The following is a 24,856-nucleotide window of genomic DNA, read 5'->3' on the forward strand; positions in this document are numbered from 1 at the left end:
TCAGGAGGTGCGCCATGAGGGGTTTCCGAGGCCCATGGGAAGCAGGCGGCGGCGGACGTGGCGGTCGAGCCGAGCCGCCACCGGCAGAGGGGCTGGCGGCCTGGATCGCCGGCGCGGTGCCGGACGGCTGGTTCACTGAACCGCCCGCGGTCACCATCGACCGCGACGAGGTCATGATCATTGGGCGGCTGCCGTCGCCGCAGCTAGGCGAGGACGCGTCCGACGCCGACCGCGGGTCGGCCGAGCAGGGCCGGATCGCCCAGCACCGCGAAGACACCCGAGACCAACGCATCAAGATCGCGCAGCAGATCGAACACCGCTGGCGCCGCAAGGTCAGCTGGGGCGCGGCCTGCGGCTCGACGGAGGCCCTGTTCACCACGTTCTCGGCGCCGGTGATGACCCGCCTACGCCAGTCGGACCGCCAGGTCCTGGACACCCTGGTAGCAGCGGGCGTAGCCCGCAGCCGCTCCGAGGCCCTGGCCTGGTGCGTGCGGCTGGTCGGCCAGCACGCGGACGAGTGGTTGGGCGAACTGCGCGACGCCATGGGAGCGGTAGACGAACTCCGCCGCCGCGGCCCGAACGCCTAGAGCAAGGAAGGGCCCCTTGTTAACGCTTTCCGCATAGGAAGGGCCCCTTGCTAACGCGCGCCCGGAGTGCGCAGAGTGCCCACAGCGACGCGAACCAGGGCCGCCGTTAACAAGGGTCCCTTGCGCTGCGGAAAGCGTTAACAAGGGGCCCTTCCTTACCCACCGCGGACCCGGCAGGGCGGGGCCACGGGTTTCGGGCCTCGCCCGTTGCGCGTGGGAGCAAACGGCCGCGCCTACGACGAACGCGCGTAAACAAGGCTCTAAAGATCAAGATCCGTCAGCACCATGACCCTGGGTTCGGTGTAGTCGTCGATCGCGCTCCGCAACCCCTCGCGCCCGACGCCGGACCCCTTGACCCCGCCATAGGGCATCTGGTCGGCGCGATAGGACGGCACGTCGCCGATGATGATTCCGCCGACCTCGAGGGTGCGGTGGGCCGTGAAGGCCGTCTGGATGTTGCGCGTGAAGACGCCCGCCTGCAAGCCGTAGTCCGAGTCGTTGATCGCCTCGAAGCCCGCCTGGTCGGACGGGACCGGTGACACGACGAGGACCGGCCCGAAGACCTCCTCGCGGCTGACCTTGGCGTCCTTCGGCGGCCGCGACAGCACGGTCGGCGGATAGGTCGCGCCTGCCCGCAAGCCGCCGACCTCGATCGTCGCGCCGGCCGTGACCGCCTCGTCCACCCACGACTCGACCCGCTGCGCCGCCGCCTCGGAGATCAGCGGACCGACGTCGGTCGCCTCGTCGGACGGGTCGCCGGTGCGCAACGCCGCGACGGCCGCGACCAAGCGGGGCAGGAAACCGTCATAGATCCACTCGTGTACGAAGACCCGCTGCACCGCGATGCAGCTCTGCCCCGCCTGGTAGTTGGAGAACGTCGCGATCCGTTCGGCCGCCCAGTTCAGGTCGGCGTCCGCGGTCCAGTCCTCGCAGAGCAGCACTGCCGCGTTGCCGCCGAGTTCCAACGTGACGTGTTTGTCGGGCACAGAGCGCCTGATCGACGCGCCGACCGGGCCCGAGCCGGTGAAGCTGACCACCGGGAGGCGCGGGTCCTCGACCAACGACGCCGCGCGCTCGTTGGGCAGGGGCAGCACGGAGAACATCCCCGCCGGCAGCGCGGTCTCGGCCAGGATCTCGCCGAGCAGCAGCGCGCTGAGCGGGGTGGCCGGCGCCGGTTTGACGATGATCGGCGCGCCCGCCGCGATCGCCGGGGCGACCTTGTGCGCGACCAGGTTGAGCGGGAAGTTGAACGGTGCGATGCCGAGGACCGGGCCGCGCGGGAAGCGGCGGACCACGGCCAGGCGGCCCGTCGCGGCCGGGTCGGTGTCGAGGCGTTGCAGATCGCCGGCGAACCGGCGGGCTTCCTCGGCCGCCCAGCGGAACGTCGACACGGCCCGGGCCGCCTCGGCGCGTGCCCATTTCAGCGGCTTGCCGTTCTCGGCGGTGATCAGGTGGGCGACCTCGTCGGCGCGCTCCTTGAGCCGGGCGGAGACGTGGTCGAGCGCGGCGGCGCGGGCGTGTGCCGGAAGAGCCGCCGCCTCAGCCGCGACGGCCGACGCCGCGCTGACCGCGCGTTCGACCTGCTCGGCTGTGGCAACCGTGGTCGTGCCGACCGCATGGCCGTCGAAAGGATGCCGGACCGTCACCGGATCGGTGCCGTGCTCGGGCCGGCCTGCTACGTAGAACGCGCGCTGGTCCACAGCGGCAGCGTAACTCAGCGGCTAGGTTCGCGGAAACGGTGGCGATAGACCTTGCAAGCAACGGATTCGGTCGCGAAGATGGCGTGTGGGTTGCGAAAACGTCCTTGACCAAGCCCGCCCCCCAGCCTGGAGACGCCCACCATGAGCGACAAGCAGCAGTTGCGCAACTTCGTCAACGGTGACTACGTCGACCCGGTCGACGGCAACTTCAGCGACCTGGTCGACCCGTGCACCGGCGAGGTCTTCGCGCAGGCGCCGATCTCCGGCCCGGCTGACGTGGATCGGGCGATGACGGCGGCCGCGACGGCGTTCGAGAGCTGGCGTGACGTGACCCCGGCGCAGCGGCAGCTCGCACTGCTCAAGTTCGCCGACGCGGTCGAGTCCCGGGCCGCCGAGCTGGTCGACGCCGAGGTGCGCAACACCGGCAAGCCCCGCCAGCTCACCACCGAGGAGGAGCTGCCGCCGGCGGTCGACGAGCTTCGGTTCTTCGCCGGCGCCGCCCGCATGCTGGAGGGCCGGTCGGCGGGCGAATACCTGGCCGGACACACGTCGTACGTGCGCCGCGAGCCGCTCGGCGTCGTCGGCCAGGTGACGCCGTGGAACTACCCGCTGATGATGGCCATCTGGAAGATCGCCCCGGCGCTGGCGGCCGGCAACTGTGTGGTCCTCAAGCCGAGCGACACGACGCCGGTCAGCACGCTGCTGCTCGCCGAGATCGCGTCCGAGTTCTTCCCGGCCGGCGTCTTCAATGTGGTCACCGGCGACCGGGACACCGGCCGTGCGGTCGTGTCGCACCCCGTGCCGCAGCTCGTCTCCATCACCGGCTCGACCCGCGCCGGCAAGGAGGTGGCCGCGGCCGCCGCTCCGGATCTCAAGCGCACCCACCTGGAGCTGGGCGGGAAGGCGCCGGTCGTGCTGTTCGACGACGCCGACGTGGCCGCGGCGGCCGAGGCGATCGCGATCGGCGGCTACTTCAACGCGGGCCAGGACTGCACCGCCGCGACCCGGGTGCTGGCCGGTCCCGGCATCCACGACGACTTCCTCGCCGCGCTCGTCGAGCAGGCCCGCGCCACGAAGACCGGCGGGCCCGACGAGGAGGACGTGCTCTACGGCCCGCTCAACAACGCCAACCAGCTCGGCCGGGTCACCGGCTTCGTCGATCGGCTGCCCGACCACGCCTCGCTCGAGGTCGGTGGCGCGCGGGTCGGCGACCGGGGCTACTTCTACTCGCCGACGGTGGTCTCCGGCGTACGCCAGCAGGACGAGATCATCCAGGACGAGGTGTTCGGGCCGGTGATCACCGTGCAGCGGTTCACCGACGAGGACGAGGCCGTCCGGTGGGCCAACGGCGTCGAATACGGCCTGTCCGCCTCGGTCTGGACGCGCGACCACGGTCGGGCGATGCGGATGACCCGGCGGCTCGACTTCGGCTGCGTCTGGGTCAACACGCACATCCCGTTCGTCTCCGAGATGCCGCACGGCGGGTTCAAGCACTCCGGCCACGGCAAGGACCTGTCGGTCTACAGCCTGGAGGACTACACCCGGCTCAAGCACGTGATGCACAACCTGGAGGGCTGATGGCCTCGTCGGACCTGCACAAGCGGCGCACCGGGGCGGTGGCCCGCGGCGTCAGCTCGGTCATCAACTCCTATGTGGATCGCGCGAGCGGCGGGACGCTGACCGATGTCGACGGCAACGAGTGGATCGACTTCGCCTCGGGGATCGCCGTGACCTCGGTGGGCAACTCGGCGCCGCGCGTCGTGGCGGCCGTGCGCGAGCAGGTCGAGCGGTTCACCCACACCTGCTTCATGGTGGCGCCGTACGAGCTCTACGTGTCGGTCTGCGAGACCCTCAACGCGCTGACTCCGGGCGAGGTCGAGAAGCGGTCGATGCTGGTCAGCTCCGGCGCCGAGGCCGTGGAGAACGCGGTGAAGATCGCCCGGCACGCGACCGGGCGCACCGCGGTGGTGGTGTTCGACCACGCGTACCACGGCCGGACCAACCTGACGATGGCGCTGACAGCGAAGAACATGCCGTACAAGCACCGCTTCGGCCCCTTCGCCGGCGAGGTCTACCGGGTGCCGATGTCCTACCCGCTGCGCGACGGCGGGCTCTCCGGTGCCGACGCCGCCGCCCGCGCGCTGGAGCTAGTCGCGTCGCAGATCGGCGCGACCAACGTCGCGGCGGTGTTGGTCGAGCCGATCCAGGGCGAGGGCGGCTTCGTGGTGCCGGCGCCGGGGTTCCTGCCGGCGTTGTCCGCGTGGGCCCGCGACGCGGGTGCGGTGTTCATCGCCGACGAGATCCAGACCGGCTTCTGCCGTACGGGTGACTGGTTCGCGTCGTCGCACGAGGGCGTGGTGCCCGACCTGATGACCCTGGCCAAGGGCATCGCCGGCGGGTTGCCGCTGGGCGCGGTGACCGGCCGGGCCGACATCATGGACGCGGTGCATCCGGGCGGCCTGGGCGGCACGTACGGCGGAAACCCGCTGGCCTGCGCGGCGGCGCTCGCCTCGATCGAGACGATGCGCGAGCTTGACCTGGTCACCTCGGCCCGGCGGATCGACCTGACGTTGGGCGGCCGGCTCCGCGACCTGGCCGCCGCGGACCCGCGGATCGCCGAGGTACGTGGCCGGGGCGCCATGCAGGCCATCGAGATCACCCAGCCGGGCACGCTGACCCCCGATCCGGTGACCACCGGGGCGGTGTCGGCGGAATGTCACCGTCGCGGGCTGCTCACGCTGACCTGCGGCACGTACGGCAACGTGCTGCGCTTCCTGCCGCCGCTGGTGATCGACGACAGCACCCTGGAACGCGGTCTGGACGTGCTGGCGGCGTCGCTAGACGCCGTCGGTGCCCCGTAACGTCTCCAAAGCCGCCTGCAACGCACCCGGATCGACCGCGAACCCTCTGCTGTACGGCAGTTCCACCTGGTAGAGCACGAACAGCATGAGCGCGACCATGCCGCCGAGCGTGGCGAACATCAGTCCGTTGGGGACTGTGCGGCGCAGGCCGAACAGGTAGAGGAACCCGACGCTGACCAGGGCGCCGCCGATCAGGATCGGCCAGAGCGGAGCCGGCATCCGGGAGTCGGCGTCGCCGATCCGGGCCCGGCGGGCCGTGGCGGCGGTGCTGACCTGCCCCGCCAACATCTGGTGGGCGGCCTGCTCGGACTCGGTAGCGGGGCGCACGGCGTCGACCCGCTCGCGCAACTCCGTCGACAGGTTCTCGGCACCCATCGTGCCGCTGTGCGCGGCCCGCAGGTGCTCCCATTCGGAGCCGCCCGCGACCTGGAGGTAGCCGACGATCAGGCCGCGCACGTCGTCGCGGTCGGCGGGGGCCAGGCGGTTGGCCGACCAGTACGCCTCGACCAGACTGCTCGCCTCCGCCTCGGTGTTGCTGGCGGCGTCGGCGCGTGGCTCCCAGACCGCGATGGCGGCGATCGCGATCAGGATCGCGTACACCATGCCGATCGTCGAATAGACCGTGCCGGCGGCGTCGCCGTCGGCGACCCGCCACCGCCGGGGCACCCAGCGGGACACCATGGTGAACCCGATGACGGACGCGAGGGCCGCGGCGAGCACCACAGCGATCCCGGCGAGCAGCGTGTTCATCGACTTCCTCTCTTGGCGGCCGCGCGCGCGGCGACGGACGCGGCTGGCACCAGCAGCCCCAGGAAGACCGTCCAGGTCAGCGGGAGACGGTCCTTCTCGTGCGGCCTGGCATTGGCGGCGACCGGCAGGTGGCGGCGCTCGGGGAAGGGGACCGGCACGGGCTCGGGCTTGGCCCCGGGGTCGGGCACCGCTGGGGCGGCGGCAGCGGGGCCGGCGAGATTCTGTATGTCGAGCTTCTGTTTCTTCGGTTCGCTGGCTGGCGCCGGCTCCGCAATGATCGGGTGGTCCTCGACCTCGCCGCTGTCCGCTGGGCCGGTGGGTTTCGGGGAGGGTGCGTTGTAGCCGCGCGGACCGCCGTACAAGCGGATCCGGAGCGTGGATGTCCCTGGTTTCGCGTTCCATCTCAGCGTGACCGTGCGGGGTTTCTTGCCCGGGGCGACGGTTGTGGTGACGACGTCGCGGTCGTCGAAGCGGCCGTTGCCGTCGAGGTCGTGCCAGGCGGCGAGCAGAGCGTTGTGCCCGGTCTGGTTCGTGACCGTGATGTCCACGGTCAGTTTGCCGTCAGGGTCGACCGTCGCGGGCTTGGCGAGGGCGTCGTCCTGGTCCTGCGGGGCGGCGTCGGTCTCCGCGGTGACGGTCCGGCCGAGGGTGAGCCCGTCGGTGATCCTGTGTCGTGGGCCGTTCTTCGCACGGCTCGTCGGGTACGGGGCCCTGGCGTCGCCGTAGTCCCAGGCTTCGGGGCATGCTGCGGCGTCTGCTCTGGCTGCCGGTGTGCTGCTGGCTTTGGTCTTCGCCGTTGTCGGGTCGCTCAGCTTGACGTCGTAGCGGCGGCCCGTCTGGTCGTGCCACGCGTGCAAGGTCCCTTGTGGATCGATGACGATCGCGCCGAAGGTGCCGGTCGTGGGCAGCCCGCCTGGTGTGGCGATCGGCGTTGCCGCTCCGGTGCGGGGATCGATCCTGAGGAGCTGGCCGGACGCGATCGTGTAGAGCTTGCCGTGATCGAGGTCCCAGTCGGCGATCCGAGGCGCTAGCAGGATGTCCGCACCCGGGCCGTCGAGCTCGTGGCGGTCGAGCTCCTTCAGGGCGGGCATCCGGTACGTGACGACCTCGCGGTCGGTCCGGACGATCCAGCGGTCGCTGGTTCCCGCGGCAGCGCTGGTCGCGTTCCGCGCCCGAAGCGCGGTGGGAAGCGGCGCGCGCTTCGTGATCCGGCCGGTCTGGTCGAAGCTGACCACCCGGTCGCCGCTGATGGCCCAGAATCCGCCGGTGGCGGGCACGTAGGCGACGGCGTCCAACGGTGCGTCGAAGCGGGCGATCGGGGTCTCGGTGTCGTCGCCGTCCAGCCTTGTCAGGCGCTGGTCGCGAGTCAGATAGGTGGCGTTGGAGCAGACCGTAGGCTGCTGCTTCGGCGCGGCCGAGACCGGTGCCGGGGTGCTGAGGAAGGCCGCGGCGCAGACCGCGGCGGCGACGCGGTGGCTCACCGGTCCCGGTCACCGACCAGCCGGGCGATCGCACGCAGATCCTGGCGCCGCTCCGCGGTGATGCCGGGCTCGAGCTGGTCGAGCGCCGCGCGCAGGTGCCGCTCCGACTCGGTGACACACCACTCGCGCCAGCCATCGGCGTCGAGGGCGTCGGCCAGCTCGTGAGCCTCTACATTGCACAGATCATGCTTCGTCTTATAGGCGTCCGCGATGCGCTCGGCGGTGGCGGACTTGGAGGCCAACGCGGCGACCACGGGCAGGGAGCGCTCGCGGTGCCGCAGGTCGGGGTGTCCGGTGCCCCAGATGCCCCGTCGGTCGTCGGTGAGCTGGATGGCGAGGCCGAGCTCGGCACCGAAGGCGCGGAGGGCGGCGACCTGGGCGGGCGTGCCGCCCCCGAACAGCCCGCCCAGCCCCGCGCTGCACTCCAGCAGGGCGCCGGTCCGGCGGCGGGCCATCCGGAAGCATTCGTCGAGGCGTACGTCCTCGCGGCGGTCGTCGGCCTGTCCCTCGACGAGCTGGGCGACGGTCGCGCCGAGCGTGTGGGTGGCGGCCGCGGCGCGCGGGTGGGCGGTGGTGGCGAGGACGTCGAAGGCGAGGGCGAGCAGCGCGTCGCCGGCCAGGACGGCCGCACCGGTGCCGAACCTTCTTGACACGGTGGTGTTCTTTTCGCGGAGCTGGGCGAAGTGGTGCACCAGCTCCACTGCGACGGCGGCCGGGATCGCGGCGGGCACGGCCGCCACGGCCGCCATGCCGACCGGCGTGCCGCCGACCGCTTCCGCGGCCAACAGCACCAGTGCGGGGCGGAACGCTTTGCCGGGCGTACCCGAGCGGTCCTGGCCCGTGCTGTCCCACCACCCGAAGTGGTAGCCGACAGCGCGCCGAGTGGTCGGCGGCAGGCTGTCGACAGCGGCCCGCAGTGCCGGCTCGGTGACCGTCCGAGCCCGTTCGAAGACCCCGGACCCACGGCGCGGTGCCGGGATCGTGGACCGGTTTCCCAGGGTGACAGTCACGTCTGCACCGTCCAATCTGTACAGGTTCGGCTCCGGCGGCCTTTTGGCACATAAGATCACTGCGCCCAAGGCACGCCAAGACCCCGTACGCGGGCTTGACCTGGGGTTTCACTCGTCAGGTGTGCCGGCTCCTTCCTCAACGCGCGGCGATGGCCGCGGGACATGGCCCGGCCCTGGAAACTTCGTGTCGACGGGGTCACATCGATCTATGTCTCCAGGTATCGTCTGCGTGACTTACGGTGATCTCTGCCTGCGGGGTTGGGAGAATCGGCAATGGCACAGCGCGCGGACCGCGCGGTCAACGAAGCCCTCCGCGGGCGCGCCGACGAGGTCCTCGGCCAATACGAACGCCTCCGTGCGGGCATGGCTGAGCTGCGAGAACGCCTGTCCGCGTTCTCGTCGACAGCGCAGTCACCCGACGGCCTCGTCATCGCGACCGTCGACGCCCGCGGTCAATTGGTCCGGCTGGTGCTGGACCCGGGCGCCTACCGCGCCCACCGCCCCGACCAGTTGGCGGCATTGACCACTGCGACGGTCCGCGATGCCGCGTCGTCGGCCGCGCGGGCGGTCCAGGACCTGGTGGCGGGCTATCTGCCGCCGGGGTCCGGGGTGGCCGACTACGTGCGCAGCGGCCAGTTCGACGCCCTGCTGCGCCGTCATGGCTGAGGTCTACCTCGACCCGTCGTTGGTTTTGAACGCGGCCCGCGACCTGACCGCGGTGGGCAGGTCGTCCGTCGTCGCGATCCCCTCCGGCGATCCGTGGGGGTCAGACGAGGCGGGCACGACGTTCGCGGCGGCCTACCTCCCGGCCGCGTCGGCCGCACTGGCGGCGTGGTCCTCGGTGGCGTCCGGACTCGGCCGTCTCGGTGACGCGGTGCTCGCTGCTGCCGTGTCCACGATGGACTCGGACCAGGCGGCGGCGCGCCGCTTCCGTTCGTGAGGGTGCTGCCGAGCCCGATCCCACACCCACTGGAGACGCTGCCGTGGGAGGTGCCGGGCTGGGCGCACGAGTGCCTCGAATGGGTGATCGGCGTGCAGTGGCCGGATGGCGACGAGCGCGCGGTGTGGAACGTGGCCGACGCCTGGTACGCGGCGTCGGCGGACCTGTCGACGGTGTCCGCGGAGTCGGCGGTGGCGGCGAGCGCGGTATCGGCGGGCTACGCGGGCCCGGCCGCGACGGCGTTCGCGGACGAGTGGCACGGGCTTGAAACCACGCTTGCTCAGCTACCGGGCGCCTTCACCGACCTGGGCGCAGCCGTGGAGTCGTGCGGTGCCGAGATCGAGGCAGCGAAGATCGAAGTCTGGATCGAGGTCGTCCTCCTGGTCATCGAGTTGCTGGCGTTGGCGGTGGCGATGGCCCTGACCGCAGGCGCCGCAAGCCCGGCGGCCGTGGCAGCGGCAGCGGCGACGCGGGCGGCCATCCACCGAATCTTCGGGCGGTTGGTGGTCCGGCTGTCCCGTCCTTTTGGCCGCGTCTTGCTGGCGGGCGCGGCGGAGGCTGTCGAGGAGGCCGGGACCTCCGCCGGCATCCAGTCCTATCAACGTGCCGCCGGACATCGCGAGTCGTTCGACCTGCGGGCCGTGGGGATGTCGGCGGTGGGCGGTTTCGCGGGCGGAGTGGCCGGTTCGGCGGTGCACCTTGGCCCAAGCCCGGCGGCGGGGTTGGCTTCGAAAGCGGGGCGGTCGGCTGCCTCGGAAGCACTGGCCGAGACGGCGGCCAGCCTGGCAACGGGCGGCGGCCTTCCCGACCCGACTGACGCAGCCCGAGCCGCAACCTCCGGAGCCACGGGCGGCGCGGTCGACCATGGGTTAGCGACGCTGGAGATCGAGGTCGGCTCGGCGGCATCAACTGGGACACCTGGCGACTTCGGACCTGCGATCAACTCGGCGATTGCATCGCCGTCTCCAAGCGGCGTCGAGGCCGGCGTTGCTGGCATTCCCACGTTCGGAGGCGTCTCCACGGGTGGGGCTCTCGCGGAGGCGGCATCGAAGGCAGGCGTCGCTGATCTGGCGTCTGTAGAAAACCCGGCTGCGCCACGCGACTCCGAGACAACTACTGCCACGGCGAGCGGTCCTCTGCGACCTGCCCTGCTCGGCCCTGACGCGCCTGCCGCTGTTGATCTGGCTTCGGCTGACGCCCCGGGCGGAAACCAGCTCGCTGGTCCGCCTCCTGCCGAAGCCGTCGGTGCGCCCAGCCGGACAAGCCCGGGGGATGCGGGAGTTGTTGCCGGTCCTCCGCAACAGCCTTTGTCGCCACCCGTCGTCGCCGGTGGAGCGTCAGTCGGCAGTCTGCCGCCACGACCTTCGGAGATGCTGGGCGACCCGACCGACCGGCAGTTGAGGGCGATCGGTGTTGGGTCCGCGACGTTGGCCGACCTTGGCGTCGACCCGGACACCTTGAGTGCGGCGGAGCGCTCCAGCTACGAGCGTGTGTTGCCGAAGGTGGCCCTGCTGCGCCCGGACCAGATCCGCTTCACGCAACGCAGCGTCAGCCCGGCCCATGAAGGTCCATCAACCCAAGTCCAGGCCAACGGCTGGCACGGCCCTCCCATCCATTGCGTCCGCTGGGGCGACGGCAGCTACGTCACCCTCGACAACCAACGGCTTCGCGCCGCCCGCGAGGCCGGCCTGGAGCGCATACCCGTCGTGGTCCACTCCCCGTCCGAGCGTCTTGCGGATTGGCCTATGAACCGCCCAGCCACCTACCCGCTCGAGGAGTGCATCCGCGAACTCGCCGACGGAACCTGGGCTGTTGGTGGCGACGAGGGAAAAGTCCGCTACGACCGCGGTGCCGTTCCGCTGACCTACGCGGAGGCCGCTGTGTTCAGCGCGGCCCAGCAACACAGTCTTTTGCCCGCGAGCCCATTTGGGACGGAGTCCGTGCCCATGCTCCTAGCATGGAGCCCGCACGACCTCGAAGTCGATCTTGTCGATGGGGAGTATTCCCTGTTGCTCGAAATCCAGCGTCTGGCACTGGGCGCGGCGGATCGGGTGCAAGCCGACCTGGAGTCGATCGCGAACGACTCTGCTGGGCTCGGACTGACGCTGGTCGGCACCGACCATCGAGTCAAGGACCTGGCCTCGCTGATCCGAAAGTTCGAGAGTGAGGCCCGCCTGCTCGCGCCCTCAATCGAGGCGACGAGCCAGTCGCTGAACGACGTCCTTCGCTTCTCAATCTTGGTTTCGGACGACGTCGATCTAGCGTCAGCCGTCGGGCACGTGTTGGCCCGTCTGCCCGATTACGGCTACGAGGTCGAGCCGAGGTCAATCAAGAATTTCTGGTTGAGCGGAAACCGCTACTTCGGCCTGAATATGACGGTCCGTTCTTCGGGTGGGCAACTGTTTGAACTGCAGTTTCCAACGGACGCGTCGTGGAGGGCGGGAAAGCTCACCCACGGGCTGTATGAAGTGATGCGCAAGGAGGATCCGCATGATCATGCTGCGTCGAGCGCCAGGCGTGTCCATGCGTTCCTGCGGATGCTTTCAATCAACAGACGGCTGGGTTTGCCGGATACTGTGCCTTCCGGCCTACGCCGTATCAGCGAGCCCCGTGACACAAGCTTCGCGATGTGGATCCTGCGAAAGTCCGACGTGTGGGAGGGGTACAAAGCGTGGCTGGACCTCAACAAGGTGCACTTCCGCGACATCGCCGCCGAATTTGATCTTGGCATCGTGGACTTTCCGATCGCTCCTGGACTGAGACTGGATGACGTTGATGTACAGCTATTACGCGATCTTCGCGACTGACGAGCGTCTCGAGCCGGCCGGCCTCATCGTCATGGACGCGGGACCGGGGCATGCGCTTCTGTGGGACCACAGGTTGCGCGCGTGGGCGTATAACCCCGACCTCGCCGTGGGGTTTCTGGACGACTATCGCAACGACGAGCGCCAGGAACGCGTCGATCGTGCGGCGGCCGAGCGGATCGCACGAGACATCACGGGCGGTGAGGAGCTGCCCGATGAGGAGACGATTGGCTGGGTGTTTCGGTGGCGGGGGCGGCCTCCTCAGGGTGACTGAGAGTGGCGTCAGGAACATGACAGTGCTGGTTGTTGCGGGTCCACTACGTACCGTCTATCTGGCGACCTTCTGTGACACCGGTGTCAAGGGCCAAGGGGTAGCGTGTCCGCCGGACGTGAGCGCGGGACATGGGAGATGGTGATGATGGTGGGTCGGCGCGGTGGCCGTCGGGTGGTGGCGCTGTTCGCGATCGGTGTGGGGCTGGTCGGCGCGATCGGCGTTGGGCTCGTGGTTTCCGCCGGCTCGGCCAGCGCCGCGGACGAGCGGATTGATCTGCGGGCGGCGCGCGCCTTCAACGCCGGCGGTAACCCCGGTTCCGCATCCGTCAGCGTCACTCGGCGGGATCGTGGCTGCATCAACGTGCGCACCGCGCTCGGTATCCGGCTCGCCAACGGCATGAACGGTGGCCAGGTGCGGGTCGACTTCGAGAGCCGCGGGCAGTGGCGGCCCGTTGTTGTCTCGGACGCCGGTCCCGGCGTGGTGGTCACCGAGCGGACCGCGCCGGATCGGTCGACGATCTGTGAGCGGCAGACCGCTGTCGGTCGGTATCGGGTCAGCTTCGCCGATGGGACTCCGGGTGGCAGCGTCACGCTGATCGGCCAGGTGTTCAACGGGCGCGGGCAGGTCGTCGGCAGTGAGTCGGCGGCGGCCCGGGTCAACGGGGCCAAGGTGACGCCGACGAAGAAGGCCACCAAGCCACCTAAGTCCGCGCCGCCGACCACCCCGACGAAGACCGAGGAGCCGCTGACGGCTGACCCGTTCGACGACCCGGCCAAGAGCCCGCTCGCGGTTGCCGTGCCGGTGCCGCCGCACGACTCGGGCAGCGGCGGTTTCCTCGGGATGAGCGGGCTGGTCATGTTCGGCGGGCTCGTGCTGGTCGGCGTCGGCGCCGCCCTGATCGTGTTCCTGGTGCGCCAGATGCGTGCCGACCGGGCCGGCGGCCGGCCTACCCCTGATCTCGGCAGGCACACAGGGGGAGCCGGGCAGACGGCGGCGCCCGAGTCACAGACCATGTTCCTTCCTCCCATGCGTCCGGCGACCGGGCCCGGCAGCGACCAGCAGACGGTGATTTTCCCTCGCATCGAGGACTGAGATCGGGTTATCCACAGCCCGGGGTTATCCACAGCTCATGAGTGCCTTCGGCAGCCAGCCGGACCCCTCCGTTACGCTCGGCGGCGAAACGCTGGCATCGTCCAAGGAGCGAGTGCGTTGTCCGAGCTGTCCCAGATCGTCAAGGCCTACGACATTCGCGGTGTCGTCCCGGATCAATGGGACGAGCGGGTCGCCGAGGCGCTAGGCGCGGGTTTCGCGCAGTTCCTGGCGTCCAAGCACCCGCACTCCACGAGCGTCGTCATCGCCCACGACATGCGCGCGACCTCCCCTGGCATGTCCGCGGCCTTCGCGCGGGGCGTGCTCAGCGAGGGCCTCGGGGTGGTCGAGGCGGGTCTCGGCTCCACCGACATGCTCTACTTCGCGGCCGGCACGCTCGACCTGCCCGGCGCGATGTTCACGGCCAGCCACAACCCGGCCCAATACAACGGCATCAAGCTGTGCCTGGCCGGGGCCAAGCCGATCAGCCAGGATTCCGGCCTCAACGAGATCCGGGACAACGCCCAGCGCATCCTCGACCGGAGCGGCGACGGCCCGACCGCAGACCCCGCGCCGGGTGCCCGAAAAGAGCGCCGTGAGGTGCTCGCCGACTACGCCCGCTACCTGCGCGAGCTCGTCGACCTGCGGGGCATCCGCCCGCTCAAGGTGGTCGTCGACGCCGGCAACGGGATGGGCGGCTACACGGTCCCGGCGGTCCTCGGCGACCAGGCGCTCGAGGCGCTGCCGTTGACGATCGTCCCGCTTTACTTCGAGCTCGACGGCTCGTTCCCCAACCACGAGGCCAACCCGCTCGAGCCCAAGAACCTGGTCGACCTCCAGCACGCCGTCGTGCAGCACGGCGCCGACCTCGGGCTCGCGTTCGACGGCGACGCCGACCGGTGCTTCGTGATCGACGAGCGCGGCGAGCCGGTCAGCCCGAGCGCGGTTACCGCGCTGGTCGCCGTCCGTGAGCTGGCCAAGCACCCCGGTGACACGGTCATCCACAACCTGATCACCTCGAGTGCGGTGCCCGAGATCATCAGGGAGAACGGCGGCACGCCCGTACGCAGCCGGGTCGGGCATTCGTTCATCAAGGCGGACATGGCGCGCACCAACGCCGTGTTCGGTGGTGAGCACTCGGCGCACTACTACTTCCGCGAGTTCTGGTTCGCGGACACCGGCATGCTCGCCGCGATGCACGTGCTCGCCGCGCTGGGCGGTCAGCCTGAGCCATTGTCCGAGCTCGGCGCCGCGTTCGAGCGCTACGTCGCGTCCGGCGAGATCAACTCGACGGTGCAGGACCAGAAGGCCAAGCAGCAGGAGGTACGCGCGGCGTACCCGGACTCGGTGGTCGACGAGCTCGACGGTCTGACGCTGACCTTCCCGGACGGCGCGTGGATCAACCTGCGTGCCTCCAACACCGAGCCGCTCCTCCGGCTCAACGTCGAGGCGCCGACCGCTACGCGCATGGCGGAACTGCGCGACGAGGCCCTGGGTCTCATCCGCCGCTAAGATCGTCGCCGGACGGCCCGCCGCCCGCATCTGGAAGGAGCCGCACCATGGCCCTGGATCAGCAGTTGTTGGACATTCTCGCGTGCCCGGACACGCATCACGCGCCGCTGACCTACGACGCGGAAGCACAGACGCTGACGTGCACCGAGTGTCACCGAGTGTTCGAGATCCGCGACGACATCCCAATCCTCCTGCTCGACGAGGCTCGCCCGCCGGCGCCGGAGGCAAGCTGATGGATACCCCGGTGGGCGGTGCCGCCGGCCTGCGCGGTCAGCGGGTGGCCGACGAGGCCCTGCTCGACAACCAGGACGCGATGGCCCAGAACGACCCGGGCGGCATGCTGCGGATGGCGGCCTCCGCCGGCGCGCAGGTGCGCGAGTCCGCGGCCCTCGCCGCCGAGGCCAACCTCTCCGCGCTCGAAGACGACGGCCTGCCCCGCGCCGTGGTGATCGCCGGCGCCGGCACCGCCGCCCGCACCGGTGAGATCCTCGCGATGGCCGCGGGTCCGCGGTCCCGCGCGCCCGTCATCATCCACCGCAGCGCCGGCGTGCCCGGCTGGGTCGGTGCCGCCGACGTGGTGATCGCGATCAGTGCGTCCGGCCACAGCCCGGAAGCCCTCGCCGCGGCCGACGCCGCCGCCCGTCGTGGCGCCCGGCTGGTCGGCATCGGCGCGCCCGACTCCGAGCTTCAGTCGGTCGTCGAGCGGGCCCGTGCCCCGTACATCCCGGTTCCGCGCCGCGCCCCGGCCCGCGCGAGCCTCTGGGCGCTGACGGTCCCGGTGCTGCTCGCCGCCCGCACGCTGGGTCTGGTCAAGGTCAACGAGGCTGACTTCGCGGAGACCGCGACCCGGCTCGACGCCGACGCGGAGCGCTGCCGGCCGAGTGCCGAGTCGTTCGTCAACCCGGCGAAGTCCCTGGCGCTGGGCCTGGCCGGCTCCGTGCCGATCGTCTGGGGTTCGTCGCCGCTGGCGACCGTGGCCGCGCGGCGGTTCGCCGACACGCTGTCCGCCAACGCCCGCTATCCGGTGGTCGCCGGGGCGCTCGGCGAGGCCGGTCGTGGTCGCGTCGGCCTGCTCGACGGGGTGTTCGGCGGTCTGGTCGAGACCGACCGTGACGTCTTCTCCGACCCGTTCGACAACGAAGACGGCCCGCAGGCCAGCCGGCTGCGCGTGGTGTTGCTGCGCGACGGCGGCCTCAACGCCGACGACGACACCGACGAGCCCCTCGCCGTCGAGGAACGCCGCGCCGACGCGATCCAGACCCTGGCCGAGCGTCGCGGGGTACGTTGCGACGTCCTCACCGCCGAGGGCGGCTCGTCGCTGGAGCGGTTGGCTTCCCTGGTCGCGGTTCCCGACTTCGCCTCGGTCTATCTCGCTCTCGCACACGGTCTCGACCCCATGGCGGTGCCGGCCGTGTCCGAGATGAAGGAGCTTTCCAACCCATGAGCGCAGTGACATGAGTGCCGGTGGCGGCACGCGTGCCATCATCGCGGCGCTTGCCGCCAACCTGGGCATCGCGGTCACGAAGTTCTTGGCATTCATACTCACCGGCTCGTCGTCGATGCTCGCGGAAGCGATCCACTCGTGCGCCGATTCGGGCAACCAGGTCCTGTTGCTGCTCGGCGGGCGGCGGGCGACCCGCAAGGCGACACCGCAACACCCGTTCGGGTACGGGCGTGAGCGTTACGTCTACGCGTTCATCGTCTCGATCATCCTGTTCAGCGTCGGTGGCCTGTTCGCGCTCTACGAGGCCTGGCACAAGTACCAGGACCCGCACGGCATCACCGAGTGGCAGTGGGTTCCCATCACGGTGTTGATCGTGGCGATCGGGCTCGAGTCGTTCTCCTTGCGCACCGCGATCCACGAGTCCAACCCGCTGCGCGGCAAGGCATCGTGGGTGGCGTTCGTCCGGCGCGCGAAGGCGCCGGAGCTACCGGTCGTGCTGCTCGAAGACGTCGGCGCGCTGCTCGGTCTGGTCTTCGCGCTCTTCGGTGTCTCGATGACGCTGGCCACCGGCAACGGCAAGTGGGACGCGCTCGGCACCGCCATGATCGGTGTGCTGCTGGTGGCGATCGCGATCATCCTCGCGATCGAGACCAAGAGCCTGCTCTTGGGCGAGGGCGCCAGTCCGGAGAACACCCAGGCGATCGAGAAGTCGCTGGTCGGCGACGGCATCGACCGGATCATCCACATGAAGACCCTGCACCTCGGCCCCGAAGAGCTCCTGGTGGCCGCGAAGATCGCGGTCACGCCCGACGCCCATGCCGACGAGGTCGCGCGGGCGATCAACGCGGCCGAAGCACGGGTACGCGAGGCGGTTCCGATCGCCCGCGTGATCTACCTGGAACCGGACATCTACAGCACTCGGGCCGCCGCGGCCGGTGACGGCGCCGCCGCGGAAACGGCCGAAGGCATCACCAACCACTAGGTCCAACGGCAACGTGAGCCGACATGACAGTCATCCGGCCTTCGTGCCCGGACGGCCGGGTCTGTCGGTTGCGGGGCTTTCACGGTGTCGTACGGGTCACCGCGGCACCCGCTCCCGGTCGACCGGGCATCCGCCGCACGCGATGATCGGCCAACTGCCCGCGCGGCGTCCGGGATGGCTCTGCCGGGGGTCCGGACGCCGAGCAGGCACACGATTCGCGCGACAGCGCCTACCCCAGGGACCGGCCACTGTGGAACGACTTGACAGCCCCATCCGCGATTACGCCTGGGGTTCGCGCACGGTGCTCGCTCGACTACAGGGCCGCACGGCGCCCAGCGCGGGCCCGGAAGCCGAGCTCTGGGTGGGCGCCCACCCCGCCGCACCGTCGACGTTGGACGGCGAAGACGGCCCGGTGAGCCTGGCCGACGCGATCGGGGCCGCACCCACCGGCTGGCTCGGCGCCGACACGGTCGCCCGCTTCGGTCCCCGTCTGCCGTTCCTGCTCAAGCTCCTGGCGGCCGACGCCCCGCTGTCGCTCCAGGCCCACCCCGACCTGGAACGCGCCAGCGAACGATTCACCGCGGGCGACCCGAACTACGTCGACGCCAACCACAAGCCGGAACTTCTCGTCGCGATCGAGCCGTTCGACGCCCTGTGCGGCTTTCGCGACCCGCGCCGCTCCGCCGACGCCCTGGAAGCCCTCGGCGGCGCGCCCCTCGCACCGATCGTCGAGCACCTCCGCCGAGGCGAGATCGCCGACGCCGTGGAGCTGCTCCTGACCTGGTCAGGCAACCGCACCGACCTGATCAAGCTGATCACCGCGGGCAAAGCCGGCGAACCAATGGCCGACGAATTCGCAGACGATCTCGCGTTGGTACGGCGGCTGGCGGCCGATTACCCGAGCGATCCTGGCGTCCTGGTGGCCCTCCTGCTCAACCACGTCCGCCTGACCTCGGGCGACGCGGTCTGGATGCCGGCGGGCAACCTCCACTCCTACCTGAGCGGTTCCGGAATCGAGATCATGGCCGCCAGCGACAACGTCCTACGCGGCGGCCTCACCCCGAAGCGGGTGGACGTAGGAGAACTCCTCCAGGTGCTCCGCTTCGACGTCCTCGACGAACCAGTGGTCAAGCCGATCGAAATCGCCCAAGGGGTGCACACCTGGCCCGTACCGGTCGACGATTTCGCCCTCCACCGCGTCACCAGGCCGACCCAACTCAGCCTGAGCGGCCCGATTCTGGCCCTCTGCACCGCCGGGGAGATCACCATCGGGGACGCGACCGGCGTGGTCTCGCTCACTCCCGGCCGAGCGGCAGTAGGACCGGCCGGTGCCGGCCCGCTGATGATCGCCGGGGCCGGTGAGGTCTATGTCGCCTCGCTGGGCGACTGAACCCGGACACGAGCCGAAAATCGCCACCCGCGCCACGAGCAGTCAGCGGGCGCCGGCACACCGGTCCAGGCCAGCAGCCGACAGAACAGATCAGGAAATATCCGCATTCTCTTGACAGAGGCGATCGCGTGGTGTGACTCTATAACCACGCAGCGTTATCGCGACGAAGGTCCGAGTCACGCGCGGGGGAACCAAACCGGGGGGATGCACGGGGCGGTGTGGGGTCGAGCGGTTAAGTCCGCAGACCACCCACCGCCCCGTGCGCTATGTGCGGACGGGGGCCGCCGGCTTGGCCGAGAAGCCCGCGAGACGAGAGGGCCCGCCGGGGTAACGCTGCTTCTCACAGGCCCCCCGCGTAAGCTCGATGGTCGCGATCAGCCGCAGAGCCCAGCAGGGACGCGACCGACTAGGAGCTTTCATGACCAGCACCCTTCCGGCGCACGGCGCGTCGACCGGGGACCGTCCGCGCACCCTCGCCGAAGGCGACTTCAAGGTGGCCGACCTGTCCCTGGCCGCCTTCGGCCGCAAGGAGATCCAACTCGCCGAGCACGAGATGCCCGGCCTGATGTCGCTCCGGCGTGAGTTCGCCGCGACCCAGCCCCTGAAGGGCGCCCGCATCACCGGGTCGCTGCACATGACCATCCAGACCGCGGTGCTCATCGAGACCCTGACCGCGCTCGGCGCGACGGTCCGCTGGGCGTCCTGCAACATCTTCTCGACCCAGGACCACGCCGCCGCGGCGATCGTCGTCGGCGTCGACGGCACGCCTGAGGCGCCGGCCGGTGTCCCGGTGTACGCGTGGAAGGGCGAGACCCTCGAGGAGTACTGGTGGTGCACCGAGCAGGTGCTCCTCTGGCCCGACGGCGAGGGCCCGAACATGATCCTCGACGACGGCGGCGACGCCACCCTGCTCGTGCACAAGGGTGCCGAGTTCGAGGGTCTCGGCGCCGTCCCGAGCGTGGACACCGCCGACTCAGAGGAGTACGCGGTCATCCTCGGCGTGCTCAACCGCTCGCTCCAGGAGGACAACCGCCGCTGGACCCGGGTCGCCGCCGGCATCAAGGGCGTCACCGAGGAGACCACCACCGGCGTGCACCGCCTCTACGAGATGCAGCAGACCGGTGGCCTGCTCTTCCCGGCGATCAACGTCAACGACTCGGTCACCAAGTCGAAGTTCGACAACAAGTACGGCTGCCGGCACTCGCTGATCGACGGCATCAACCGCGCCACCGACGTGCTGATCGGCGGCAAGGTCGCGGTCGTCGCCGGCTACGGCGACGTCGGCAAGGGCTGCGCCGAGAGCCTCCGCGGCCAGGGCGCCCGGGTCATCGTCACCGAGATCGACCCGATCTGCGCGCTCCAGGCGGCGATGGACGGCTACCAGGTCGCCACCCTCGAGGACGTCGTCGAGACCGCCGACATCTTCGTGACCGCGACCGGCTGCTTCAACGTGATCACGAACGAGCACATGGCGCGGATGAAGCACCAGGCGATCGTCGGCAACATCGGGCACTTCGACAACGAGATCGACATGGCCGGCCTGGCCAAGCGCGGCGACGCCGAGCGGATCAACATCAAGCCGCAGGTCGACGAGTGGCGCTTCGCCGACGGCCACTCGGTCATCGTGCTGTCGGAGGGCCGCCTGCTGAACCTGGGCAATGCGACCGGTCACCCGAGCTTCGTGATGTCCAACAGCTTCAGCAACCAGACGATCGCGCAGATCGAGCTCTTCACCAAGCTCGACGAGTACCCGATCGGCGTCTACACCCTGCCGAAGCACCTGGACGAGAAGGTCGCGCGCCTGCACCTCGGCGCCCTCGGCGTCCACCTCACCGAGCTCAGCAAGGAGCAGGCGGGATACCTCGGCATCGCCGTCGAAGGCCCCTACAAGCCCGACCACTACCGGTACTAGATACAAATCTGGTCCCGGGTTCGTCGGGGGCACGACCGTCGCTCCCGCCGGAGACCGCGGGCGGGCCAAGACCGGGCCCGCCCGCTGCCAGGTCCGCGAGCACTACCGTTACTGATCAAAATCAAGGACGATGGCCCTTCGCCGGTGCACCCGGCGGAGGGCCATCGTCTATCTAGGAACCGCACATGCTCACGGATGCCGCCTTCACACTCGGCGGCACGCCGACCTCGTGGGCCGAAGTGTTCGGGTTTCTCACCGGCGCGCTGAACGTCTGGCTCGTCGCGCGCCAACGGATCAGCAACTGGCCGGTCGGCATTCTGAACGTCGCCCTCCTGATGCTGGTCTTCTGGACCTCGGGCCTCTACGCCGACGCTGGTCTGCAGATCCTCTACGTGGTGCTCGGTCTTTACGGCTGGTGGTCGTGGCTTTATGGCGGCCAGGACCGCAGCCGCCTCCAGGTCGCCGACACCAGCCCGAGGGAATGGGTCGCACTCGCCGTCGCCGGCATCACACTCACCGCCGCCCTCACGCTTTTCCTCGACCGGGCCACGGACTCCACGGTCCCGTTCCCGGACGCCGTCACCACGGCGTTGTCGCTGCTCGCCACCTACGGCCAGACCCGCAAGCGCTGGGAGAGCTGGTGGCTGTGGATCGCCGCCGACCTGATCTACATCCCGCTGTACGCCTACAAGGGCCTCTACCTCACCGCGGGGCTCTACCTGATCTTTCTCACCCTCTGCGTCTTCGGCCTCCAGCAATGGCGGGCGGCCCGGCGCCCAAGCCTGGCGATCGCATGAGCTACCGGCACGGCCTGGTCGTCGGCAAGTTCTACCCGCCCCACGCCGGCCACCACGCGCTGATCGACCACGCGGCCGCCCGATGCGCCGCAGTCACGGTCGTGGTCGCTCCGTCCCGGCGCGAGTCGATCCCGCTCGACCTGCGGGTCCGCTGGCTCGAAGAGGCACACGGAGCCACGCCGCACGTCCGCTTCGTCGGCCGCTATGACGACCATCCCATCGACTACGACGACCCGGCCGCCTGGGACGTGCACTGCGCGCTGTTCCGAGAAGCCGCCGGCGACGCCGAGATCGACGCGGTCTTCTCTTCCGAGGCCTATGGTCCGGAGTTGGCAAGAAGGTTCGACGCCACCCACGTGCCGTTCGACCCCGACCGCGGAAGGGTTCCCGTCTCCGGCACCGCGGTCCGCGCCGACCCGGCCGCCCACTGGTCCGCATTAACCCCGCAGGTGCGTGCCTGGTTCGTGCGTCGCGTCGTCGTGGTCGGCGCCGAGTCGACCGGCACCACCACGGTCGCCCGCGCCCTGGCCGAGTGGTTCGACACCACCTGGGTCCCCGAGTACGGCCGAGAGCTCACCGAACGCAAGCTGGCCGCCCTCGGCCCGGCCGCGACCGTCTACGACGTCACCTGGGACGAGGCGGACTTCGTCGAGGTGGCCCACCGCCAGGAGGCCGCCGCCGACGAAGCGGCCAGAGCCAGCGGCGCGCTGCTCATCTGCGACACCGACGCGCGTGCCACCGAGATCTGGGAGGAGCGCTATCTCGGCAAATCCTCCGAAAAGGTGCGAGCAGCGGCGCGTTGGCCCGACCTCTACCTGTTGACCGACCACGAAGGGGTGCCTTTCGAGCAGGACGGTCTGCGTGACGGAGAGCACGTTCGAGAGTGGATGACCGGTCGGTTCCGGGCCGCGTTGGCCGGTGCGCCCGTCCCGGTGGTCGAGTTGGCCGGGTCGCTGGAGGAGCGGCTCGCGGCCGCGCGGGACGCCTGTACGCGTCTCCTGAACAAGGGTTGGAACCTGGCCGAACCGCTCTAATTAGGGCGGCCTTGTGGGCGCTTTGGGCGCACCCAGGTCCACACGCAATAGATCAGCCAACCCACCGCGAGCGCCGTCGCCAGCGGCCGCAGCCGCAGTGCGTTGAGTGCGATGACCAACGCCAGCACGGTCAGCCACGGGATGAAGGCCTTCACGGTCGGGACGTTACCTGTTCAACAGGCGGCTTGACTTTCCCGTCCGAGCGGAGAGAAGGTATGGCTGCCCTTACTTAGGTGCGCCTATCACCTAGCGTGACCGGAGTCCGCTGACATGTTCGCGACGTACCTGATCGGCCTGCGCGAAGGACTGGAAGCGACCCTCGTGGTCAGCATTCTGGTTGCCTTCCTGGTCAAGTCCCAGCGCAAAGACCGGCTCATCCAGGTCTGGGTGGGTGTCGCGCTCGCGGTCGCGCTCTCGGTCCTCTTTGGCTGGCTGCTCACCTACACGAGCACCACGCTGCTCGCCAACTACAAGGACCGTGAGCTCTTCGAGGCGATCACCTCGCTCGCGGCGGTCGTATTCGTCACCTGGATGATCTTCTGGATGCGCCGGGCCGCCCGGTCCATCGCGGGTGAGCTGCGGACGAGGATGACCGACGCGCTCGCGGTCGGGTCCATCGCGGTCGCCGTGATGGCGTTCCTCGCCGTGGTCCGCGAGGGGCTCGAGACCGCCCTGATCTTCTACTCCGCGGTGCAGGGTGTGTCGACCGACGGCGGCCCGCTCTACTCGCTGATCGGCGGCGTCGCGACGGCGATCGTCATCGGCATCCTGCTGTACGGCACGGCCGTGCGGATCAACCTCGGCAAGTTCTTCACCTGGACCGGCGCGCTGCTGATCCTGGTGGCCGCCGGCATCCTCAAGTACGCGGTGCACGACTTCCAGGAGTCCGGCGTCCTGCCCGGGCTCAACTCGCTGGCCTTCGACATCAGCGGCACCCTCGACCCCGGTTCCTGGTACGGCAGCCTGCTCGCCGGAATGTTCAACATCACCCCGGCCCCGACCGTCCTGGAGACGATCGCCTGGGCCGCGTACGGCATCCCGGTCCTCGCGATCTTCCTCAAGCCGGCGAAGAGCAAGCCCAAGCCGGCCACCGCGCCCACCGAAACCACCACCTCGGCGTCCGCGCCGCAGGCCTGATCAGGAGTCCTCGTATGCGCAGCAGATACCTGGCGACCGTCGCGGTCGCCCTGTTGGCGGGTGGCCTGGCCGCCTGCTCCGGCAGTGACGACAAGGGTGCCGACGCCGCCGCGGACAAGGGTGGCCCGATCGCCGTCAACGCGAGCGACACCGGTTGCGAGGTCGGCGTCACCGACGTCGACGCGGGCACCGTGCAGTTCAAAATCACCAACAAGGGCGCCAAGGTCACCGAGTTCTACGTGTACGCCGCCGGCGACCGGGTGATGGGTGAGGTCGAGAACATCGTGCCGGGCCTGAGCCGGGACCTGCACGTCGAGTTGGCCGCGGGCACGTACGAGACGGCCTGCAAGCCCGGCATGATCGGCAAGGGCATCCGCGGGCCGCTGAAGGTCAACGGCTCCGCCGCGCCGCTCACCGAGGACGCCGCCCTCAAGGACGCCACCGACAGCTACTCGCGCTACGTGAAGAGCCAGACCGACGCCCTGCTGACCAAGACGCAGGAGTTCGTCGACGCGGTCAAGGCCGGCGACGCCGCGAAGGCCAAGACGCTGTTCCCGGTCGCCCGCACGTACTGGGAGCGGATCGAGCCCGTCGCCGAGATCTTCGGTGACCTCGACCCGAAGATCGACGGCCGGGAAGAGGTCGTCGAGGAGGGCATGAAGTTCACCGGGTTCCACGCGATCGAGCGCGACCTGTGGAAGACCGGCGACATCTCGAAGTCCGGTCCGATGGCCGACGAGCTGATGGTCAACGTCAAGGAGATCGTCGCCAAGGCCAACGCCGAGCAGCTCTCCCCGCTCCAGCTCGCCAACGGTGCCAAAGAGCTCCTCGACGAGGTCGCCACGGGCAAGATCACCGGCGAGGAGGACCGCTACTCGCACACCGACCTGTGGGACTTCAACGCCAACGTCGAAGGCTCCAAGGCGGCCATCTCCGCGCTGCGCCCCGCACTCGAGCAGCGCAACGCCGACCTGGTCAAGCAGCTCGACACCGAGTTCGCCAACGTCGACACGGCGCTGTCGAAGCACCGCGACGGTGACGGCTGGAAGTTCCACAACGAGCTGTCGCAGGACGACCTGAAGGCCCTCTCCGACGCGATCAACGCGCTGGCCGAGCCGATCAGCAAGGTCGCCGCGGTCGTGGCCGGCTAAA

Annotated in this window: 24 protein-coding genes; 18 read left to right on the plus strand and 6 right to left on the minus strand. The window is 69.9% G+C overall.

The window, feature by feature from the left end; genetic code table 11:
- The first annotated feature begins 14 nt into the window (after nt 1–14).
- Nucleotides 15–587 carry a hypothetical protein gene (locus BLV39_RS06545; protein ID WP_090788377.1) on the plus strand — a complete coding sequence of 191 codons (573 nt, stop codon included), beginning with the start codon at nt 15–17 and terminating at the stop codon, nt 585–587.
- Nucleotides 588–847: 260 nt separating this feature from the next.
- Here BLV39_RS06545 and BLV39_RS06550 read toward each other — a convergent pair whose 3' ends face one another.
- A complete protein-coding gene (locus tag BLV39_RS06550) occupies nt 848–2,287 on the minus strand; it encodes an aldehyde dehydrogenase family protein (RefSeq protein WP_090788380.1) in 1,440 nt (479 codons plus the stop codon).
- Between the two features lie 141 nt (nt 2,288–2,428).
- Between BLV39_RS06550 and BLV39_RS06555 the strand changes: the two genes are divergently transcribed.
- Both BLV39_RS06555 and gabT read left to right on the plus strand, forming a co-directional pair.
- Nucleotides 2,429–3,865, plus strand: coding sequence for a gamma-aminobutyraldehyde dehydrogenase (locus BLV39_RS06555; RefSeq protein WP_090788382.1), 1,437 nt, complete (start codon nt 2,429–2,431; stop codon nt 3,863–3,865).
- On the plus strand, nt 3,865–5,148 hold the full coding sequence (gene gabT, locus BLV39_RS06560; RefSeq protein ID WP_373315353.1) for a 4-aminobutyrate--2-oxoglutarate transaminase: 1,284 nt from the start codon (nt 3,865–3,867) through the stop codon (nt 5,146–5,148). Before BLV39_RS06555 ends, gabT begins: the two co-directional genes overlap by 1 nt.
- On the opposite strand, the gene BLV39_RS06565 is transcribed toward gabT, so the two are convergent.
- Genes BLV39_RS06565 through BLV39_RS06580 form a run of 3 tightly spaced genes read right to left on the minus strand, consistent with a single transcriptional unit; the run spans nt 5,125 to nt 8,389 of the window.
- Nucleotides 5,125–5,898, minus strand: coding sequence for a bestrophin-like domain (locus BLV39_RS06565; protein WP_176984787.1), 774 nt, complete (start codon nt 5,896–5,898; stop codon nt 5,125–5,127). The two genes, gabT and BLV39_RS06565, sit on opposite strands and share 24 nt — an antisense overlap.
- Complete coding sequence (locus tag BLV39_RS42830) at nt 5,895–7,379, minus strand: DUF6923 family protein (protein WP_176984788.1); 1,485 nt, start codon at nt 7,377–7,379, stop codon at nt 5,895–5,897. The genes BLV39_RS06565 and BLV39_RS42830 overlap by 4 nt, the downstream gene beginning before the upstream one ends.
- On the minus strand, nt 7,376–8,389 hold the full coding sequence (locus tag BLV39_RS06580; RefSeq protein WP_090788389.1) for a polyprenyl synthetase family protein: 1,014 nt from the start codon (nt 8,387–8,389) through the stop codon (nt 7,376–7,378). Before BLV39_RS06580 ends, BLV39_RS42830 begins: the two co-directional genes overlap by 4 nt.
- A gap of 273 nt (nt 8,390–8,662) precedes the next feature.
- Between BLV39_RS06580 and BLV39_RS06585 the strand changes: the two genes are divergently transcribed.
- The 11 genes from BLV39_RS06585 to ahcY all read left to right on the plus strand — a co-directional run bounded on the left by BLV39_RS06585 (nt 8,663) and on the right by ahcY (nt 20,736).
- Nucleotides 8,663–9,055 (plus strand): YbaB/EbfC family nucleoid-associated protein, encoded by a 393-nt coding sequence (locus BLV39_RS06585; protein WP_090788391.1) that lies wholly within the window; start codon nt 8,663–8,665, stop codon nt 9,053–9,055.
- Nucleotides 9,048–9,329 (plus strand): hypothetical protein, encoded by a 282-nt coding sequence (locus BLV39_RS06590; RefSeq protein ID WP_090788393.1) that lies wholly within the window; start codon nt 9,048–9,050, stop codon nt 9,327–9,329. Before BLV39_RS06585 ends, BLV39_RS06590 begins: the two co-directional genes overlap by 8 nt.
- Nucleotides 9,326–12,136: a WXG100-like domain-containing protein gene (locus BLV39_RS06595; RefSeq protein ID WP_090788395.1), complete on the plus strand. Its 2,811-nt coding sequence runs from the start codon at nt 9,326–9,328 to the stop codon at nt 12,134–12,136. Before BLV39_RS06590 ends, BLV39_RS06595 begins: the two co-directional genes overlap by 4 nt.
- Nucleotides 12,096–12,407: a hypothetical protein gene (locus BLV39_RS06600; protein WP_176984789.1), complete on the plus strand. Its 312-nt coding sequence runs from the start codon at nt 12,096–12,098 to the stop codon at nt 12,405–12,407. Before BLV39_RS06595 ends, BLV39_RS06600 begins: the two co-directional genes overlap by 41 nt.
- A 141-nt stretch (nt 12,408–12,548) precedes the next feature.
- Nucleotides 12,549–13,499: a hypothetical protein gene (locus tag BLV39_RS06605; protein WP_143049658.1), complete on the plus strand. Its 951-nt coding sequence runs from the start codon at nt 12,549–12,551 to the stop codon at nt 13,497–13,499.
- A 117-nt stretch (nt 13,500–13,616) separates the two neighbouring features.
- On the plus strand, nt 13,617–15,008 hold the full coding sequence (locus tag BLV39_RS06610; RefSeq protein ID WP_090788400.1) for a phosphomannomutase/phosphoglucomutase: 1,392 nt from the start codon (nt 13,617–13,619) through the stop codon (nt 15,006–15,008).
- A 47-nt stretch (nt 15,009–15,055) separates the two neighbouring features.
- Nucleotides 15,056–15,241 (plus strand): Trm112 family protein, encoded by a 186-nt coding sequence (locus BLV39_RS06615; protein ID WP_090788402.1) that lies wholly within the window; start codon nt 15,056–15,058, stop codon nt 15,239–15,241.
- Nucleotides 15,241–16,452, plus strand: a complete 1,212-nt coding sequence (locus tag BLV39_RS06620; protein ID WP_090788404.1) for an SIS domain-containing protein — start codon at nt 15,241–15,243, stop codon at nt 16,450–16,452. The genes BLV39_RS06615 and BLV39_RS06620 overlap by 1 nt, the downstream gene beginning before the upstream one ends.
- Nucleotides 16,453–16,462: 10 nt before the next feature.
- Nucleotides 16,463–17,434, plus strand: a complete 972-nt coding sequence (locus BLV39_RS06625) for a cation diffusion facilitator family transporter (protein ID WP_090788406.1) — start codon at nt 16,463–16,465, stop codon at nt 17,432–17,434.
- A gap of 250 nt (nt 17,435–17,684) precedes the next feature.
- Nucleotides 17,685–18,824 (plus strand): mannose-6-phosphate isomerase, class I, encoded by a 1,140-nt coding sequence (manA, locus tag BLV39_RS06630; RefSeq protein WP_090788408.1) that lies wholly within the window; start codon nt 17,685–17,687, stop codon nt 18,822–18,824.
- 418 nt (nt 18,825–19,242) lie between these two features.
- The gene (gene ahcY, locus BLV39_RS06635; RefSeq protein ID WP_090788410.1) at nt 19,243–20,736 is read left to right on the plus strand and encodes an adenosylhomocysteinase; all 1,494 of its coding nucleotides are present in this window, start codon (nt 19,243–19,245) and stop codon (nt 20,734–20,736) included.
- A 172-nt stretch (nt 20,737–20,908) separates the two neighbouring features.
- Here the strand turns inward: ahcY and BLV39_RS45070 are convergent, their stop codons facing one another.
- A complete protein-coding gene (locus BLV39_RS45070) occupies nt 20,909–21,037 on the minus strand; it encodes a hypothetical protein (RefSeq protein WP_373315354.1) in 129 nt (42 codons plus the stop codon).
- Between BLV39_RS45070 and pnuC the strand changes: the two genes are divergently transcribed.
- Together pnuC and BLV39_RS06645 are read left to right on the plus strand one after the other, a co-directional pair.
- The gene (gene pnuC / locus BLV39_RS06640; RefSeq protein WP_373315355.1) at nt 20,976–21,533 is read left to right on the plus strand and encodes a nicotinamide riboside transporter PnuC; all 558 of its coding nucleotides are present in this window, start codon (nt 20,976–20,978) and stop codon (nt 21,531–21,533) included. The two genes, BLV39_RS45070 and pnuC, sit on opposite strands and share 62 nt — an antisense overlap.
- Complete coding sequence (locus tag BLV39_RS06645; RefSeq protein ID WP_090791218.1) at nt 21,530–22,567, plus strand: AAA family ATPase; 1,038 nt, start codon at nt 21,530–21,532, stop codon at nt 22,565–22,567. The genes pnuC and BLV39_RS06645 overlap by 4 nt, the downstream gene beginning before the upstream one ends.
- Here BLV39_RS06645 and BLV39_RS42835 read toward each other — a convergent pair.
- Complete coding sequence (locus tag BLV39_RS42835) at nt 22,564–22,722, minus strand: hypothetical protein (protein ID WP_176984790.1); 159 nt, start codon at nt 22,720–22,722, stop codon at nt 22,564–22,566. The genes BLV39_RS06645 and BLV39_RS42835 overlap by 4 nt on opposite strands.
- Nucleotides 22,723–22,837: 115 nt before the next feature.
- On the opposite strand from BLV39_RS42835, the gene efeU reads away from it, so the two are divergent.
- A complete protein-coding gene (efeU, locus tag BLV39_RS06650) occupies nt 22,838–23,704 on the plus strand; it encodes an iron uptake transporter permease EfeU (protein ID WP_090788414.1) in 867 nt (288 codons plus the stop codon).
- Between the two features lie 14 nt (nt 23,705–23,718).
- Nucleotides 23,719–24,855: an iron uptake system protein EfeO gene (efeO, locus tag BLV39_RS06655; protein WP_090788416.1), complete on the plus strand. Its 1,137-nt coding sequence runs from the start codon at nt 23,719–23,721 to the stop codon at nt 24,853–24,855.
- Nucleotide 24,856 lies beyond the last annotated feature (1 nt).

Origin of the sequence: Asanoa ishikariensis (assembly GCF_900107455.1) — a bacterium.
GTDB classification, from domain to species: domain Bacteria; phylum Actinomycetota; class Actinomycetes; order Mycobacteriales; family Micromonosporaceae; genus Asanoa; species Asanoa ishikariensis.